The organism is Mesorhizobium sp. IMUNJ 23033, assembly GCF_044778005.1.
Taxonomy (GTDB): domain Bacteria; phylum Pseudomonadota; class Alphaproteobacteria; order Rhizobiales; family Rhizobiaceae; genus Mesorhizobium; species Mesorhizobium amorphae_A.
Genome location: NZ_JBJACT010000051.1, coordinates 1 through 18,201, shown reverse-complemented (window position 1 = coordinate 18,201; position 18,201 = coordinate 1). Strand labels below are relative to the sequence as shown.

Sequence of the window (18,201 nt, the reverse complement as noted above, 5' to 3'; positions counted from 1 at the left end):
CTTCGCCCATGAGACGCTTGTTCTACCACCGAACCTGCGCCCAGACTTCAGCCTCTTCCGCAACGGCTGCCGCTGCCTGGCCTGTCAGCAAGTCGCGGCGGAACATCCCCACCTGCGCCCACATTCGCTCGCGCTGTCCGTTGGTGAACTCGTTCATCCAGTCGTCATCGACATAGTTCATAAAATTGTGGATCGGGCATTCTGCGCCGGCCGGAGCATTTGCGCACAGATTATGCGGCTGCTCAGCATCCGCCGGCTTGCCGTAGTTGGGGCCGCTGTGCGCTGGCGTGTCGCTGACCTCGTCGCCTGGAAGCACGCATGCATCCTGGAATGTGTGGTAGAGCCCGAGCCAGTGTCCAACCTCATGCACTGCCGTCATGCCGAGATCGTAAGGTGCCCCTGTTCCGCCGGGCAGCGAGGTATGCACGATGACGACGCCGTCCATCGCCGGATCACCCTCCATTTGGAACGGAAACGTAGCCCAGCCGAGCAGCCCGCCACCCGGCTCAGCGGTATAGAAATTGAGCCCGCGCTTGGGATCGACCGCTTGGTTTTGCGTTTTGCAGTTGCGCTCGCGCGCAGACATATGACCCATGCGGAAGAATTCAGGGTTGTCGACAAGCGAAACGTTTCCTTCCTCGGCGGTGAACACAATCCCCATTGGGGCATAGGCGTCATTGAGCACCTTTACCTGCTGCTGGCGTTGTTCCGCGCTAATCGCGCCCCGCTCGCCATCGACGACGTGTATGAAATGGACCGGTATGATCAGGGACAGATCGGCCTCGGTGATCCGCGTGTCCTGGATGAATTGCGCTTCGAGTTCGGCCATTCGGGCTCGGTCACCGCTGCCGATATCAATGGTAGCGCATCTGCGTCTTTGCACCATGATATGCTCCTTGCTAACAGATCGTGTCGCGGACGATATCCGCATCCCACTCAACTGGACGGCAACTGTGGGATTGCACGACAGCTATGGAAGTCGTCAAATTTAAGCTGTCTGCCGGCAGATAGATATTGCGCCTTTTGCAAGACTTGCGCAACGTTGGAAGAAGTAGATTCTGCGAGAAAAATCTTATGTGCTTTCTAAAGCGGGATAAACTTGGTAAAGAGGAAGCGCGATTGCGGTTCAGCGATTACCATCGAACACAAGGCCGCCCCGCGCCCGCTTTCGCCCGCACCGAAACCGAACCCGGCCGAAGGTTGCGCCGACGATCTGGTGTGAGCGCATGCCTGGCACAAACGTCACGCCGGAGTGACGGATCACCGCGATTGGGCGGATCGCCAATTGTTCAATTGGGCTGCCCGACGATCGTAGCCACCTACCCAACATTCCGCTCAAGATCTGATGCCACTCACATCGACGAGCATTTGGAACGCTGTCGCAGTGGCCGGCGCGGAGGATTGTCGCGTATAAACAATAAATATTCGCCTAAAATTGTAGTAGCGACCTAAGAGAGATCTTCTACAGTCGATGTTCCGGCTAAAGAAGGTCGTTGTGATTGGTCACAACAATTGCATTTACCGCAAAAAAAATGTATGTTAATAAGGTCTAAATCACCTTTCCCCGCTTAACGTCGACTCAAATTCGACGCCAAGCCAGTTGTGTAATGCCTTGGGGAACTGCCTTGAAGTATTATCTCATTCCCGCGATCATTTCTGTTTCGGCGGCTTTGACGCTCGGAAGTGTTTGGAAGTCCGAGGCTCAAACCACGTGTTTGGCACCTTCCGCATGGACTTCGCATGCAGACGTCCCCTCTCCGGACAACACAACTGCGCCGTCATCAAATTGCGCCTTCCATGTTTGGGCCTGGAACACATTTCTCTGGATTACGCAGCCGGGAGAAGACGGCAAACTGCGCTTTCAAACCTTCGCTACCCTTGATGAGCTCTTCTCCGAGGATGCCTCAGCAATGCGCTTCTCCGCCTTGCCGAAGGAGAAGGTGCTGGAATTAACTGTGCGGGTGAACAAATCGTTTGAGATGCAGGGGCTAGACAGCATCTTGCAGGCGGGAACACGGGGTGCGCTGGTTCACGGACCGGGAATGGACAGCGGCCGAGCGCTCTACTATTCGCAAAACGTTGACCCGGTGTTCTACGAGTTCGTTCGTACGAACAAATACTATCTGCCGGACGAGTATGCCAGCGCACCGGCGGATACCAATTTTCCCATCGGCGCGGTCGAATTTAAGTATTCATGGAGAATTGTCGGGGAGGGCGAAGATACATCGACATTTTTTGTGACTCCAGCGGAGATCTTTCTTCTAACCGAAGGAACCGATAGTGAGGGAAATAAAATCGTCGTGGTCGATCCAAAAAAGACTAAGACAGTGACTGTGGCTCTCGTGGGCGTGCATGTCGTTGGCGTCGTGAAAGACCACCCTGAGTTCATTTGGGCGACCTTCGAACATAGGAACAACGCTCCAGACTTGCCAGTTGGGATGAGCGCGACCTCGGCGGATCCGGTCAGCGACCGAGAGTGGACATTCTATCACGCGAACACGGCTGCTAAGGACAGCAACCACAATCCGGCCACCGAGATGAAGCTGGTCGACGCAGACAAGCAGCTTCTGTCACCTGTGGTCAACGTGTTTCGCGCCTTTTCCCTTGGCGGAGGGTCGCAAGAGAATGTCGCGAATATCCAGTCGCTGAACGAAAGCGTTCAGACCAAGGTGCTCGCCGGCAGCGTCTGGGCCAACTACATGCTGGTCGGGGGTGTCTGGAGTACACCGAACAATGTTTCGCCTGGAGAAGCGATAACGCCGCAGCTCGGCTCCGTTAGTCTTGCCAACACGACCATGGAAACCTTCGACCAGCTTTTCCCGGGCGTGAACTGCTTCGCTTGCCATACAACTTCCGGCGAGACGATGGGCAGCGTTCAGCTTCCGGCGAAGAACATGAACCTCAGTCATATCATGACCAACGGTTTTCTCCGCCAGCTGACGGCCGGCAAGTAACTCGGAGTCGGACGATGACCAACGTGACAGACTGGTCCTGGGTTGTCGCCGGCGACGCGCCTATTTCGGATTCCCGCACTGACGACATCTGGTTCTTTGACGAGATCAACGGCTGGCTGGTGAACAGCAATGGCCAGGTGCGCCAGACGACAGACGGTGGTCTGACGTGGCATCAGAGGCGCTTTATCGATCCGTCGATACCCGGCTTCCCCTATCTCCGTTGCATGGGCTGGCCGAACGAGCGCGTTGGCTGGATCGGGTCGGTGACCAAGTTCTCGACGGGCAAGGAATACCTGAATGTCTTGCTGCACAAGACCGAGGATCGCGGGCTGAATTGGACGGCATTGACCAACCTGCCGCAAGATGCCCCGGCCGGAATCTGCGGGATGTTTGCGGTCAGCGAGGACGTGGTCTATGGCGCCGGTACCAATGACCCAAACCTCCCAGGCCCTGGCGTCATCAAGACCACCGATGGCGGGGCTAGCTGGACCCATGTCGATATGTCGGAACATGCCGACAACCTGATCGATGTCTATTTCTCGGACGAAAATACTGGCTGGGTGGTTGGCGGCAAGATTAGTCAGAACTGCCCCAAGACCAAGCCAGGTTACGAGACCGCGCAACAATACGCACAGCTAAAGCCGGTCGTTCTGAAGACTACCGACGGTGGCGCGACCTGGACGGATAAGGCGGCGGGGGTGGACTTCGACTGTGGCGAATGGGGCTGGAAGATCCAGTGGCTCGATGCCATGCACGGGTTCGTCTCGCTGGAAAACTTCACCGCAGCCGCAATCCTGCTCACCACGGATGGCGGCGAGAACTGGACACGCAAGCCCATCGTCGACGGTGCCGGGACCCCGATCAACGAGGATCTAGAAGGGATCGGCTTTATCACGCCAGAATCTGGCTGGGTCGGGGGCTGGGGTAAGGCCTTCAGCGGGCTCCTAAACAGTGCGACAGTCGATGGTGGCGCCACATGGATTAGTCAGGACAACGATGCGTCGAATCTTGCCTCGGATGTGCGGATCCGGATCAACCGGTTCCGCTTTGTCGGCGACCCGATCCGAGCAGCCTATTGCAGCGGGCACACAGTCTACAAAGGCGGGCCCAAGGACCAAATGGTTGCCATTGAGACACAGGCAACTGCGCGGGAGGCCAGTACGCCAGGTTTCGCCATGGCGCATGTACCCTACGATGCAACCGGCGTGGTCGAGATCAGCTATGTGCTGGAATCGGATGCCAATCGGGTTTTTGTCGGCATCTGGAATCATTTCGCCTTTCATATCCGCACTGTCGTTGACAACAAGCCGCAAGTGAAAGGCCACCACAGCGTCACTTGGGACGGGCGCGACGACGAGGGCAACCGCCTGGCTGCTGGCGTCTATATCTGTCGTATGTCCGTGGACGGCAGAGCGGGCGAAAGCCTGATGGTCCGACTACCGACAGGATAGTTCACATTTTTCAAGTTTGGGGAGAGAAGATATGCCCATCACCTGGGAAACGATCGAGGGATACTTTACCGATATGGATGTGGACCATATGAAGCAGGTATCAGCAGGTTGGCCCAAGCTGCTTGATCTGCATGATGAGCAGAGTGTGCTTTACTATGCTGCCCAGGTCCACGCCTCGGTCGACAGCGGACGAATGCCGATCGGCGAGCCCCGGTGGAGCCCGGAGCAGGTCGCGAATTTCTATAAATGGTGGCAGTCCCAAGATCCGAATGCCGATGCAAAGCGGATTAGTTAGCGAACCAGCCATTGCCGCAAAATGGCCAAGTGACGATCCCCATTGTGGGGTCATAGACGACCTGAACTATGATGACGGGATCAGGCAAGCGGTAGCGCTTGGCATGATCAAGTTTGTCGGGAAACCAACGTGCGGCAAGGCGCCTGATTTCTTCTCGCATCGCAGCCAGAGGTCCAATAGCATTCTGGACCTGAGACCGTCCAATACACGCTCACTGTGCCCGGAAGCGACAGTGTTCTTGCAGCGACTGTCTCGACGCAAACGCCCGCGGGTATTGGAACTAGGGCCAGGTGCAGGTGTGGCCGCCGCGGAGATAAGAGGCAGGCTGCCGGAATGCCGATTGGAGACTGTGTCCCTGACGCCGATTGATCCGTTTCTTTGGCTGAGAAGCCGGGAACCAAACGACCCACGAGGATTGTCCATAGACAGGCGACGGGACCCTTACATCGATCTGCAATATGTAGGCCACATCGACCAAGCTTTACCCACAATAGAACAGCAGTTCGATATGATCTATGATTGTTTTGGACCTTTTTTCTGGGAGATAACAAGTGCGGTACGAAAAAATTGTTTCCAGAAAGCAGAGAATCTCTCGCAGGCCGTTCTAAAGCTACTAGGGCCAGGCGGAATATTTTTCGTCGCAGCCTCTGACGGACAACTCTGGACGGAGAGTCTCATGAAACAAAATTCAGGGCCAAACGATACACTTATTCTGCTTCCGCCAAGATACCACACTACCCAGATACGAATCTGTATTTTTGAAAAGGGGCATCAATAAGGGAGGTTTGTTATGGCTGTGAGTTTTTCGGGTTTATGGAGTTATCGAAGCCTTATCAACTCACCTGACCTGTCGGTCACATTCAACGACTTGCGTTTTGGCGCCGGAACGCTGGATTTGAACGAGCCCAACCCCGGCAAGATTGGCGGTTCGTTGGGCGGAGTAGGATGGTCGCTTGCACTTGACGGCACTACAACCGAAGGCAATCCGCCCGTTCTCCGCTGGCAGGGCAATGGTATGATTGGCGCCGAGGCGTGGGTCTACGACTATCTGGGTTATCTCGTCCCGGATTGGCCGGACGGTGTGGGGCAGACCGACACCATTGTCGGCAGTGTCATTCGCACGAAGCCCCATTCGAATGGTCAGGCCGCGGCAGGATACACGGCTTCGTTCTATGCTGTGCGTGCATCAGGATAGGATCATTTCGCAGACGGCTCCCCGTTTGCGCTTCTTAGTTTCCGACAGCTCACTTTTTGGGAGGAAGCAAGACATGAGCGGCCTTTTCAAGCGTCAGAATGTTTTTGATCCAGGCGCAGACTGGGCCGCTCCGATCCTCTGGTACGCCCGAGGTGTCAAGGCGATGAAGGCGCGCAAACTAGAAGATCCAACAAGCTGGTACTTCTTTGGGGCGATGCACGGGATATGGCGCGAGCTTTGGGATTTCTACAACATCACCGCAAGCGCCGATGCGGGTCCCAAACCCTCGGACGCTGCGACCTATGTCGATCAGTGCCAGCATCAGAGCTGGTACTTTCTGCCATGGCATCGCGGCTATCTGATCGCCCTGGAGAACATGATCCGGCACGAAATCAAGCTACAGAACGGCCCGCATGACACTTGGGCGCTACCCTACTGGAACTATTTCGGAACTGATCAGAACGTGCTTCCGCCCGAATTCCGAACCGCAGACTGGCCGGACGGCATTGGCGATAACCCGCTTTTCGTAGAACAGCGGTGGGGGCCTCTCAGCAGCAGCACGCCTTTCGACGTGAACTCGCAGACGAATCCTGATCCGGTCGGCCACCCGGACTTCGTGGGACCCGGCGGGGGCGGCAGCGCGGGCTTCGGTGGACTGGAAACAGGGTTCAACCACGGTGGCGGCACCAATGGCGAACTCGAAATGGATCCCCACAACATCATCCACGGCCTTGTAGGCGGCGGCCATCCAACGCTGTCTTTTCCGGATGGCAGACCCTTGCCCGGCCTGATGTCAAATCCGCGCACCGCCGGGCTCGACCCGATCTTTTATCTGCACCACTGCAACATCGACAGGCTCTGGGAAAGCTGGAACAACTTCCCGATCGGCAAACCCGCAACCAAGCCGACCGATTGGCAGAACCCCACCGCCCCAAAGTGGCTGAATGGACCAGCCAGCGTCGGCGAGCGCGAATTCGCGATGCCGAACCCAGACGAGAGCAAATGGGTTTACACGCCGCAAAAGATGCAAGACATCACTGAGTTAGGCTATGAATATGACGACCTGACCCCAGGTGCAATCGCGCGTCCTATCACTCTGGCCGCACGCATGGCCAATCTGGGGCTGACCGCGGTTGTAGGCACCCAAGCCGGAGGCCTGACGATGACAAAGGTGGAGATGATCGGTGCGAGCGCCGGCAGGATGTCGCTTGCCGGAAGTGGGACCATGCGAAGTTCCGTCAAGATGGAACCCACGGGGCGTGCCAGAGTGTCTGAAAGCCTGAGTGCCAAGCCGCTGGCGCCGGCTCTACCCGACCGTGTGTTCCTCAATCTCGAGAACGTGACCGGCCTACACGATGCCGTTATCTTTCAGGTCTATGTGGGTCTGCCCGACGGGGCTGACCCGGCCGCAAACAAAGGGTACTTGGCGGGCAGCGTCTCGCTCTTTGGCGTGTCTCAAGCCAGTGATCCGGCCGGCAAGCACGCCGGCAACGGCATCACCTTCACGCTGGAGATAACCAAGGTCATCGACAAGCTGCATCTGGACCACGATTTCGATGTCGACAAACTGTCGGTGGATTTCGTGCCGCTAGGCAACATCCCCAACGCCGCGAAGGTCTCGATCGGGCGGATCAGCATTTACCGGCAGTTCGAGTGAGTCTTCCGTGCCCAGCTACCCAAGCCGCGCGCGAACGGTGGCGTGTCTTTGCGCCGCTCGTGCTGGCCGCTGGACTCGCGTGGATCATCCTGGCGGTCGGCCGAGAAAGCGTTGCGATCCCGGCGATCTGCTCGGCGGCGGTTCTCTGGTCCGCCCCCTCTGCGGACTTGTATCTTTCTGTGTTTGCCTTCGTCTCGCCGCTAACACTGGCCGCCGGATGGATCGTCATGGTGTGCGCGATGATGCTACCGACCGTGTATGATCCGTTGATACACGTTCGACAGCAGAATTTTCGACATTTACGACCGTGGTGCACGCTCCTGTTCATTAGCGGCTATATTGCTGTCTGGACGCTTGCTGGCGTCATCTTTCTAAACGTTGCACTCACGGTCAAAATGGCCTTGCACGGCGCTTCGTGGCTGCTGATCCTTTCCCTAGCGGTCGCCTCGATTTGGCAGATCTCCCCTTGGAAGCAGGTGGCACTGAATAGGTGTCATCATCGCCCCAGCTTGGCAGCCTTCGCGCCAACTGCATGTCACAACGCGTTTTCACTCGGCGTTCAGCATTGCCTTTGGTGTATCGCAAATTGCTGGGCGTTGATGTTGATGACCTTTTTTGCTCCAGCTTATCACGTTGCGATCATGGCAATTGTCGCCTTTTGCATTTGGGCCGAGAGGATCGAGTCGCCCCGTGCTCCGGGATGGAAAATACGGGCGCCTACGAAAGTTATACGACTGATTGCTTCGTATATTACAAATATTCGAACAGCATATCTTGGGCGATAAATCTTTCATCAACGAGCGGTCGGTTATATTAATCTATTTTTGCATAGCGAATTAATTACTTAACTTAAAATAGTATTCGTAATCTTGTGCGCATAATGACTTAAACGCGCTCGATGCGCAATGAACAGGAGGAGAGACACAATGGCACGAACACCAGTTTCTAAGTCTCATCAGAGAATCTGCGCGGTGATGCCGCATCACTACTTCTTACCCCGTTTATCGGGAAAACCGGCGGATCATCGAGGCCAGCACGAGGAGCGCCCGGCTAGCGACGCGCACCAGCGTCATTCGCATTCCAATGGTGGTGCACGTTCTTTTCCATACCGACGAGGAAAATATTGAAATGAGCCAGATCGAAAGTCAGATCGCTGCGCTCAATCGTGACTTCCGCATGCAAAACCTGGATCGGGACCAGATTCCGAAGCCGTTCCGCGTATTCGCCGCCGATACGCTCATCGAGTTCGGGCTCGCCGTGCGTGACCCAGAAGGCAATGCGACCACCGGTGTCACCAGAACGCGAACTTCAAAAAGCGTCTTTCCGTATGACCCGAGCGATACCGCTGGCAACGAAGAAGCTGGACGACATGATCAAGTTCGGCGGCTTCGGCAAAGCCGCATGGCCCCGCGATTCTTATCTGAACCTATGGATCTGCAGCCTTGGGGCTGGTCTCCTTGGATATGCTCAGTTTCCCGGCGGGGCTCTTGCCACTGACGGAGTTGTCATCCTGAACACGGCGTTTGGATCGAGCGGCATTGCCGGGCCGCCATACAATCTCGGCAGAACTGCCGTCCACGAAGTCGGTCACTGGTTCAACCTTCTACACATCTGGGGAGATGATGACGGCGGGTGCGGTCAATCCGACAATGTGGACGATACGCCAAACCAAGCTAGTGCGAACGGTTCGAGTGTTCGCATATCGAATTTTCCGCACGTTACCTGCAGCAACGGGCCCAATGGTGACATGTTCATGAATTACATGGATTTGTGGATGACGACACCATGTTCATGTTCACAGCCGGCCAAGTGAAGCGCATGAACGCAACCTTGGCCGGACCGCGGGCGTTGCTATCGGAATCGATGGGCTTGACGCCAGTGAGCACGCCGGCGCTTGCGCCCGAAGCTATCGCTTTGGCGGCTCCTTTTGCACGGTCGATCCTCGGCGATGAACGAGGCGAACGTCCCAACAGGGAATTCGATGGAATTGCGTGGGTCTGAGGGCCAGACCGCCAATTGCGCTGAGGGAAAATCTCAATGGCCCAGCCGGTCCACGTCAATCTGCTGCACGGTCGGTGGGTCCATGCGAGTGAGGAGGATACGGCCACGGAACAGGTCTATCGGCCGGCCGGCTTTCCTCTTGCTCCCTCGCGTGGGCGCTCGGGCTTGCAATTCAATGAAGATGGAACATTCAAGCGAATTGGAATCGGCGGTACCGACATCTCAAGTGTGAAAGAGGGAGCATGGCAGATTGATCGCGCGAACGCCGGTAGCGTCCGCATCGAAGCAGCCGGCGAACGTCAACTGCTAGAAATCAAGGAACTCAAGCAGGACCGCATGACGATCAAGCGCATCCCATAGTGGTCTTTTGGTAGCGCCTCTTCCGACTCGAACCCGGAGGGAGGGCCTCGATCAAGCTTTTCCCACTGGTTGGAGGTGCGAGACATAGAGTTCGAAAACCTTCCAAGAACCCCAGTCAATCGCGAATTGTAGAACTGTTGAATAACCGCTTTGGGCCGTAACCGGTCCGACAGCTTTAATCCTCTGATCAGGCAAAGCAGCCATTCGGAGTGATGAGACAAGGGTCGACACGTCGCCCGCGAACTACGCATGAACGATGATATTGTAGCTTCGGCCCGAGCGCATCCGCCTAACATCGAGCATCTTACGGCGTAGCGGCGGCTTTAGAACAGTCCGGCGTGAGAGACTGGACGTTTTTGTGCCGTTGGCCGCGAAAGTCAGCGCTCGGTCTCAGGTCTATTTGCGCACTTCGCAGGTACTTTTGCCGATGCCATAGTTCTCGAGGGAGCGGGAACAATGAAAAATGTGAGACTGGACATTTGAAGGATTTCGCGGCATCCAGAACGGGAAAGTTCTGTTCGGCGATTTCACTATTCTCATCAGCGCAACATTTCCGGCAAGACAACGGTCGTTGAGGCGCTCGCGCTATTGCTGGGGCGCGAGCGGATCGTGTGCAATCTCACGGAGCATGACTTCTTCGGCTCCGATCCGCTGGTGGCAACGAAGATAAAGATCGTTGCCACGATATCGGGTTTCCCGCCCAACGACGTTGCCCATAACCATGACTGGGTGCTGGCGATACGGGTCGGGACACCTTATGTTCTCTTCTACGATGCGCTGGGGGGAATCTTGAAATCAGTCTTCGTGCACCTGTCGGACATACATTTCGGCCAGGAGAAGGACGGCGGTACAGACGCTGTGAACGCAGACGCCAAGATGCGCCTGATCGAGGACGCGCGCGTTCAGGTCGGCAAACTTGGCTGCACGGCGAATGGCGTGATCGTCACCGGGGATATCGCCTTTTCCGGGCAGGAGCACCAGTATGCGATGGCGGCGCAATGGCTCGCCCAGCTGACCGACGCCATCGGATGCGACCGCACAGATGTCCAGATGATCCCGGGCAACCATGACATCGACCGCAAGAAGATCACGAACACGATCGACAGCGTCCTCTTCTCCATCCGCGAGGGCGGCGATCACTGGCTGGACCGCCATCTGGACAACCCAGGCGACTGCGCGGCCCTCTACGGTCGCTTCGACGCCTACAAGGGGTTCGCGCTCGACTATCGGTGCGAATTGGATCTGAACGGCGGCATATCGAAGAGCGCGAGGCTCGACCTCGCGCCAGGCAGGGCGATCCGGTTCGTCCGCTTGAACTCAGCCCTCATCTGCTCCGGCCACCCCGAAGAAGGAAAGCTGATCCTCGGCGCCCGCCAGAGGATGCTCCCGATCGATGTCGGCGTGGAGAACATCGTCCTCTCGCACCATCCGCTCAACTGGTTCCAGGACTCTGACAAGGCGCGTGGCTATCTACGCGGCCGTGCGCGCGTCTTCATCTCAGGTCACGAGCACTTCCCGAACCTCGACATCGAGGACGTGGAAGACGGCTGCCAGGTCATGATGCTGGCGGCGGGCGCCACCGCCCCAGACGAGGTCAACGAAAAATTCACCTACAAGTACAACATCCTCACGTTCGAGTGGGACGAGCAGCAGGACGCGCTCGCCGTGACCGTCGATCCACGGACGTGGAATCCAGACATGGCTCGCTTCGAACGCGACGACGCCTTCATGGGCGGGCGGCAGGAGCGACAGGTTCTCGCCTCGCCCAACTTTCACGACGCACCGATACCAGCTTCCAACACGCCGGAGAGCGAGGTGACGGCCGAACTGGTGGAGGAGCCGTCGGAAGTCCGGCCGGCCGAAGACGCGCTTCCGGCCGCCCAGGACGATACGTCGGCCACCGCGCCGCCAATTGCGGGCGCCGAACCTTTGGCCGAGACCGCGACGGGGCCCGCGCCCGAGCCCGAGCCGACGCAGGACGTGCGCGACCTTCAGCTTCGCTTTTTCCAGACGCTCTCCGAAGGCGAGCGTCTGCAGACGTTAATGAAGTTCGGCGTCGTGGCCCAACGGCATGGCGGCATCGATCATGCCATGGAGCGGCGGCTGTTCCGCCGGGCGATCAGGCAGGGTAAGGCGGCCGAGATCAGGCGGATGCTCGACGCGACTGAAAACGGAAAGGGCGGCAGTTCGAAATGAGCATTATGGCAAAGCATTCCCAGATCATCTGGGCACAGCCGACCGACGCGGACGTGGCGGCGCGGAACAAGGCCGTCGCCACGCTCCGGACGCAGCTCGCGGGGCAATCCACACTCGGCGCCATCAAGACTGCCGGCGCGATCGCCGACTGCTTCGCGGGGGCGCAGCTTCCGGCTCCCCTGGCCTCCGAGGTGCAGAGCGCCATCAGCGATCATAGCCCGGCTTTCTTGCTTGCGAATGGCGAGTTGCAGGGCACGGTCTGCCTCGCGGTCGCGGCGCTCGCATCGGTGCGGGAGCACGGCGTCGAACGGACGGGCTGGTCCAACGTGGACGCCATGGCTGCGGCGCTCTGGTCCGCGCTCACCTTCCAGGGCCAGGTGGAGAACGCCACGCTCGAGGAGCTCCGGCAGGAACTTGTCGGCGCCTGCTGCGACCGGGTCGCCGTCGTCGCGAAGGAGGTGCGTGTCCGTCACGACGTGCCGGACGTCGGCACGCTCACGATACCCGAGGCGAATGCGGCCGGCACCAGGGCCAACAACGCGTATCGCAAGGCGACGGCGCCCGTCATCGCCGCGCTCAAGGGCAACCAAGACCTGGATCGCGAGGAGATCGACTTCCTCTGGTGGGTCCTCAGCGACTACAGCGAGATTCTCGGCTGTCCGCTCGACGCCAAGGATGTCATGCCCCGGGCCGTAGCGGCCGGCATCGAGGGGGCGAAGATGCTGCGCCGGCTGCCTGGCGACGGCTATCGCCACGCGGTCCTTCGCCGCGTCGGCGCATCGGACAAGTTGTCTCTGTCGGCCCTGATTGCCGCGGTCGGGGCCGATCGCGCTCCGCTCGGCCAGGCGTTCGCCGGGACATGGTCGGCCGGGATCCCAACGGTCTTCCCACTTCTGTCGGCGCTGGCGGCGACCGGCGAGGTCCAAGGCCCGGGGACAACGCTCGATGCGCGGGACTGGGGCGCCCGTGCCCTGCTCGAGACGTCCATCGTCGCGATGGAAGGCCGTTTCGGCGGCGACGCGTGATGCGCGGACCCTGCACGAACACGACCTGCACGTTCAACGCCACGCGGACTTGCGTGCTCGGCAATCCACCCGAGGAGTGTTCGAACCGCTCGCTGATCCCGGACGACTCCGACGACACGGCGCTCGCCGAGCGGATTTCCTCCAACTCATTCGCCGATCACGAAAAGGCGGAAGGCGAAACCTTGCCGTCCGGCAGCTCCGGTACGCCGGTGCCGCTTGGGGGCGCCGTGCTCCCCGCGCCGGACGACGATCTTCCGGTTCTTCCAGCCAGCCGGACGCTCGGGATTCCCCAGGCCAACGCGATGATGGAGAGCCGCCCCACCTGCATGGTCGGCATCGTCGGCCTGGCAGGCGCGGGGAAGACCGCGGCGCTGGTCAGCGCCTATCTCCTTCTCTCGCGAGACCAATTCGCCGGATATTCATACGCCGACAGCGACACGCTGCGGGCCTTCGAGGAGATTGCGGGCGGCAGCAGAACCTGGCAGGAGGGTAGCCCGCCCGAGCAGATCACGAGCCATACCACCCTCTCGAACGACCGAGAGGCCGGTTTCCTACATCTCCGCCTGTGGCGTCACGCGGATGACCGCCTTCTGGACGTCCTGCTTCCCGATCTGCCGGGCGAATGGTCCCAGGCCCTGATCGGGCGCAACGACGCCGAGCGCCTCCATTTCCTAAGGTCGGCAAGCGTGATCTGGCTGATGATCGACGGCCGGCAGTTCGCTGACGATCACAAGGTCATGAAGGCCCGCTTCGACACGAAGCTTCTGATCGAGCGCCTCGCCAATCTGCTCGAGGGCCGGCGCCCTCGGATTCTCGTCGTACCCACCTGGCAGGACAGGCAGCCTTTCCCGCAGGCGGAGGCGGACGAGCTAATCGCGTGTGGAGGCGCCTTCGGCTTCAAGGTCGAAGTAGTGCCGATCGCCTCCTTCTCGTGGAGCGACGACATGATTCCCGGGTATGGCGTCGCGGATCTGTTCGATCGCTCATTCTGCGTCCTTCCCCCCGCCCCTGCCTTCTGGCCCGTGACTGAGGCGGAGGCGGGCGACAGGCGGCTGCACGCGTTCAGGAGGCGGCCATGACCGACTGTTCCATTATCCTCGTCGGCGGCCCGGCCTCCGGCAAGACGAACTATATCGCCCGCCTCTGGCTCGCCTTCCAGGCGAAGAAGGGCCGGCTCAAGGCGGAACACTTTCCGGACAACATCGAGTACGTCAACGAGGCGGTCGCGCATCTCCTCGCACGCAAGTTCGCACCCAGGACCGAGCACAACATGGAGGAAGGCGCGCGCCGCGACTTCACCGTCCCCGTGCGCGGCGGCGACGGTGCGGGCCCCGTGCGGAGCCTCACCGTTCCCGACATCACGGGGGAACTGTGGAAGCGCTCGCTCGAGACCTACGAGCTGCCGCAAGAATGGATCGACGCGCTGGAGGCCTCGTCGTCCGCGATCATCTTTATTCGCGCCAACTCGAAGCTGAATCACCAGCCGATGGACTGGGTGACGGCCCGGGAAATGCTGAAGGGGCATAACGACGAGGACGACGACGATACGGAAGACGACAGTGACGACTACGGTCAGAACGAGGACGAGGACGGCGAGCCGATAGCACGGGCCGACCCGCAGCCTCCGGCCGATCCGCCCTTCCTGGTCGAAGCACCTGCCCCGGCCACGGAGGACATGGGCACCGCTGAACCCATACTGGCCGACGCCGAGGTGCAGGATGCCTCCACGAAAGCGGCAGGCCTGCCCGCCCAGGTCGGCTTCTGCGAACTCGTCCGGTATCTGACGCTTCTGCTGGCGGACCGACCGGACGGATCGAAGCCCCGCGTGGCGATCGTGGTGACCGCCTGGGACACGATCCATCCCGCCACTAGGGCCGCCGGCCCCATGCGGTATCTGAAGGACCAGTTCCCGATGTTTGCTGGCCGAATCCGGACGCCCGGCCGCCTGGACTTCGGCGTCTTCGGCATGTCCATCGTCGGCGGCGACCTGCGCAACCCGGCGTTCCGCGAAAGTCTGAAGCGACGCGATCTTTCCAACCTCGGCTATACCGCCGTAATGAGGGACGGTGCGGTGGTGGAGGACCCTGACGTCACCCTGCCGCTCGCCTGGGCTCTCGGCGACTGAAAGACTGGCCATGATCGTCGACCAGCAGCTGCACGGATATCGCAACGGACACGAGCTTCTGTCTGGGACCATTCGGCTGCCTGCCCGAGATCAGGATCTCGTCGACCGCCTCTCCGACATCGCCGGCCCCATAGGCCCCGGCGAAAAGTTCCCGCCCTATCTCACATGCTACCCGCTTCCGAGCGGCTCCCACTACATCGTGGCGCGGACTTGGCTGGACCTGACCGCGCCGAGGGCCGGATGCGTGCGCACACGTTCTCTAATCGTCGCCATGTCCGACTGGACCGGCCTCGCCGATCCTGCCTCGCTCGCCCGAGTGGCCACGGAGGCCGGTCCGACCGATCCCGGCCGTCAGCTGATGCTCGAGCCGTCGCTCGCCCCGCCGCTTCCACCGGTGGAAGGGCCCGGCGTCGAACTTATCGAGGCGCTGTTCCTCGAGGACAGCGTTCCCGTTGCTGTCTTCGGCGCCCCTGCTCCCGAGCTCCTCGCGCTCCGCTTCCTGACCGCGATCTGGCCGTCGATGCGTCGCCGATTCACGGTTTCTACCTTCTGCAATTCCCCCCGGACCATCGCGAAGCGCAGCTTCGACCTCGTCTTCGCACCGGTCAGCGCCCGATCGCGCTTCTCCGACTGGAAGGGGCGCCGTATCGACGGGACGCGAAAGGGCGCGTCGCGCCACCCCTGGTCGGCGCGGATCGAGACCGAGATGCTCCGCGCACCCCATCCGTCGCTACTCGGTCTAGACGTTTTCGGCGAGATGGCTGGCGACGAGCAGGGCAGCCAGGAGGCGCTCCGACTATCCCTTCTCTGGGAGGAGCTTGCCGGCAAGATCGACACCGAGCCCCATGCGGCGCTCGGGCTGCTCGACATCGCCAATACCCGTCCTGCGAGACGCGCCGAACTGGTCGAGCGCCTCACGCCGACGCTGGCAGCCGCCGCGAATAGCGCCGCGTCGCGCATGCCCCCAGCCGACGCTTGGCGCTTCCTCCAGGTCCTGATCGGAAAGCTCGGGCAGACGCGCTGGCAGCTCTCGCTCGCCCGCTCGGTCAGATCGACTACCACCGCGCTCGCCACCCGCACCCCGCTCGAGGCCGTCGCCGCCATCCCCGTCCTCCTGCGCGAGAGCGGCGGCGACTTCCTGCTAGGCGGGCTTGCCAACGGTCTTGCCAGGGCGAAGCCCTTTCATCCGATAGCCGAGGCGCTCGCCGGCCTCCCGCCGCTCGATCTCCTCAAAGTGATGTTGGGCGCACAGGATCTCGCCGCTGCCGCCTTTCGCGAAGACGCCGGCCTGGAGTCGCCGCTCGCCACGGGCATCGTGCATGCCCGGACCGGCGAACGGGCCGAGGCCTTTCGTCGCTTTCCGCGGCATCTTCTCGCGGATCGTCACGCCGAGGTCCTGCACGCGCTGCTCGTCGATGCGTCCGCCGACATCGTCGTCGCCGAGACGCGCCGCCTCGCCGGTGGAAACGCCCTGCAGCAAGCCGCCCTCAACGACGTCGTCGTCGAAGCCGCCCGCCTTAGCGGCGCCGTCCGGGCCGTCCGGGACATCGCGGTCAGCGCGCCCCACAGCGCCCCCGCGAACCGGATGCTCCGGGACCTCCTCGAGCCTACCCCTGCCGACGTCGACTGGATCGTCTCCCTCCCGGTCTCGGATCCGCGCAAGTCCGCCTTCCTTGTCGACGTCCTCTCCTCCGCATCCCAGGAGCAATTGCGTTCCATCGTCGCGCGCACCGGTGTTCTGGCCAGGATCGTGCCGATTCTGGGCACGATTCCGAGTGACACCGAACTCCTCGCCCGGATCGCCGAGACGGTTCCGCTTGCAGCCGAGGAGTTGATCCCGCTCGTTACGCAGCTGCTGCCGTCGTTGACTGGGAAACGTGGCAGCGCTCTCGCTGCACGCGCGCTCGACAAGGCTCTTGGTCGAGATTTCGGAGCCGATCGCGACAAAACGATCGCCGCCCTCCTCGACCGTTCCGGTCGGGAACTCGATGCCGCCGACGCTTTTCGCACCGGCCTTGCCACCGGCGTTCCTGCCGCGCTGGCCAGCCACAACCTCGTCCTTTTCGATTCCTCCGCCCCGGAGACCCGTGGCGCCTTCCTCCGAATCCCGGAAGTTCTCGCCGAGACGATCATGGCCCGCCACCTCCTCGACCTCTCCTATCAGGCCGCGGAAGCAGCCGGCCGCATCCTCTGGGACTCCGCCAAGGTCAACAACCGCGGATACATCCGTGCGAGCGCTGCGCTGCTTCGTTTCGTCATGCACGAGCGCGGCATGTCCGCATCCCCGATTGTCGCCGCCGTGTTCCCCTCCGTCTACCGCGAGCTCCAACAGGATAGCATCCCGGACTTTCTCTCAATCGTCTTCCTCTTCATGGACTGGGATCGCTGCAAGATCGCCCGCCGCGATCTAGCCGAAACCCTCCTGTCATCGAAATGGCGGCCCCGCGACATCGCCCTTGCTGCCGCAAGAGCGGGCGATCCCGAACGCATCCTGCGCAACGTCGCGAGAAGACCAGGCGGTCAGGCCGCGATCGCGTCGATGGAAAAGGAACTCGGATCCATTGCCGATCCATGGCGGGCGCAGGTTCGGAAAGCGATCAAGGACGCGAAGGGCGATGGTCTGCCGGCTAAGCTGCCTTTCGACATCTAGCACCAATCGTGGCCGCAGGTTTTGGCAGACCGACATAAGGTTCCGACGACCAATAGCCTAAGCCGACCATAGACACATTGGCCTTCAGAGCCGGGGCACTGACGACTTGCAACCTGAACGTATGGCAGCTTCTGGGGTCGGCGATTTCGCCGATGAATGACGACAATGAGGCGGCGGGTTCAACCGGTCAACGCACAACACCTTCTAATCTGTGAGGATGAGGAGGTGGCATATGGTGACGTCACGGATCTGGTTCACGACGGCGCAGAAGGCTGGGCTGTGGGAGCGCTGG

General features: G+C 60.4%; 16 protein-coding genes. 15 read left to right on the top strand and 1 reads right to left on the bottom strand.

What is annotated here, in order from left to right; all coding sequences use genetic code 11:
* Positions 1-22: 22 nt before the first annotated feature.
* Complete coding sequence (locus ACFX5Q_RS32925) at positions 23-829, bottom strand: zinc metalloprotease (RefSeq protein ID WP_404284490.1); 807 nt, start codon at positions 827-829, stop codon at positions 23-25.
* Positions 830-1,625: 796 nt separating this feature from the next.
* On the opposite strand from ACFX5Q_RS32925, the gene ACFX5Q_RS32920 reads away from it, so the two are divergent.
* The 15 genes from ACFX5Q_RS32920 to ACFX5Q_RS32850 all read left to right on the top strand — a co-directional run bounded on the left by ACFX5Q_RS32920 (position 1,626) and on the right by ACFX5Q_RS32850 (position 17,909).
* On the top strand, positions 1,626-2,954 hold the full coding sequence (locus tag ACFX5Q_RS32920; RefSeq protein WP_404284488.1) for a hypothetical protein: 1,329 nt from the start codon (positions 1,626-1,628) through the stop codon (positions 2,952-2,954).
* A gap of 14 nt (positions 2,955-2,968) precedes the next feature.
* Positions 2,969-4,405 (top strand): FlgD immunoglobulin-like domain containing protein, encoded by a 1,437-nt coding sequence (locus ACFX5Q_RS32915; RefSeq protein ID WP_404284486.1) that lies wholly within the window; start codon positions 2,969-2,971, stop codon positions 4,403-4,405.
* 31 nt (positions 4,406-4,436) lie between these two features.
* A complete protein-coding gene (locus ACFX5Q_RS32910; RefSeq protein WP_404284484.1) occupies positions 4,437-4,700 on the top strand; it encodes a hypothetical protein in 264 nt (87 codons plus the stop codon).
* Positions 4,701-5,496: 796 nt separating this feature from the next.
* On the top strand, positions 5,497-5,895 hold the full coding sequence (locus ACFX5Q_RS32905; protein WP_404284512.1) for a hypothetical protein: 399 nt from the start codon (positions 5,497-5,499) through the stop codon (positions 5,893-5,895).
* A gap of 73 nt (positions 5,896-5,968) precedes the next feature.
* A complete protein-coding gene (locus ACFX5Q_RS32900; protein WP_404284482.1) occupies positions 5,969-7,552 on the top strand; it encodes a tyrosinase family protein in 1,584 nt (527 codons plus the stop codon).
* A gap of 59 nt (positions 7,553-7,611) precedes the next feature.
* Positions 7,612-8,337, top strand: coding sequence for a DUF2182 domain-containing protein (locus ACFX5Q_RS32895; RefSeq protein ID WP_404284480.1), 726 nt, complete (start codon positions 7,612-7,614; stop codon positions 8,335-8,337).
* A 343-nt stretch (positions 8,338-8,680) separates the two neighbouring features.
* Positions 8,681-9,049 carry a hypothetical protein gene (locus ACFX5Q_RS32890; protein ID WP_404284516.1) on the top strand — a complete coding sequence of 123 codons (369 nt, stop codon included), beginning with the start codon at positions 8,681-8,683 and terminating at the stop codon, positions 9,047-9,049.
* Entirely contained in the window at positions 8,973-9,365 is a 393-nt protein-coding gene (locus tag ACFX5Q_RS32885; protein ID WP_404284510.1) for a M43 family zinc metalloprotease, read from the top strand. Before ACFX5Q_RS32890 ends, ACFX5Q_RS32885 begins: the two co-directional genes overlap by 77 nt.
* Complete coding sequence (locus tag ACFX5Q_RS32880; RefSeq protein ID WP_404284514.1) at positions 9,338-9,553, top strand: hypothetical protein; 216 nt, start codon at positions 9,338-9,340, stop codon at positions 9,551-9,553. The genes ACFX5Q_RS32885 and ACFX5Q_RS32880 overlap by 28 nt, the downstream gene beginning before the upstream one ends.
* A 36-nt stretch (positions 9,554-9,589) precedes the next feature.
* Positions 9,590-9,913 (top strand): hypothetical protein, encoded by a 324-nt coding sequence (locus ACFX5Q_RS32875; protein ID WP_404284478.1) that lies wholly within the window; start codon positions 9,590-9,592, stop codon positions 9,911-9,913.
* A 588-nt stretch (positions 9,914-10,501) separates the two neighbouring features.
* Complete coding sequence (locus tag ACFX5Q_RS32870; RefSeq protein ID WP_404284476.1) at positions 10,502-12,109, top strand: metallophosphoesterase; 1,608 nt, start codon at positions 10,502-10,504, stop codon at positions 12,107-12,109.
* Positions 12,106-13,134 (top strand): GTPase-associated system all-helical protein GASH, encoded by a 1,029-nt coding sequence (locus ACFX5Q_RS32865; protein ID WP_404284474.1) that lies wholly within the window; start codon positions 12,106-12,108, stop codon positions 13,132-13,134. The genes ACFX5Q_RS32870 and ACFX5Q_RS32865 overlap by 4 nt, the downstream gene beginning before the upstream one ends.
* Complete coding sequence (locus ACFX5Q_RS32860; protein WP_404284508.1) at positions 13,134-14,213, top strand: hypothetical protein; 1,080 nt, start codon at positions 13,134-13,136, stop codon at positions 14,211-14,213. The genes ACFX5Q_RS32865 and ACFX5Q_RS32860 overlap by 1 nt, the downstream gene beginning before the upstream one ends.
* Entirely contained in the window at positions 14,210-15,259 is a 1,050-nt protein-coding gene (locus tag ACFX5Q_RS32855) for a hypothetical protein (RefSeq protein WP_404284472.1), read from the top strand. The genes ACFX5Q_RS32860 and ACFX5Q_RS32855 overlap by 4 nt, the downstream gene beginning before the upstream one ends.
* Before the next feature lie 10 nt (positions 15,260-15,269).
* Positions 15,270-17,909 (top strand): hypothetical protein, encoded by a 2,640-nt coding sequence (locus ACFX5Q_RS32850; RefSeq protein WP_404284470.1) that lies wholly within the window; start codon positions 15,270-15,272, stop codon positions 17,907-17,909.
* Positions 17,910-18,201 lie beyond the last annotated feature (292 nt).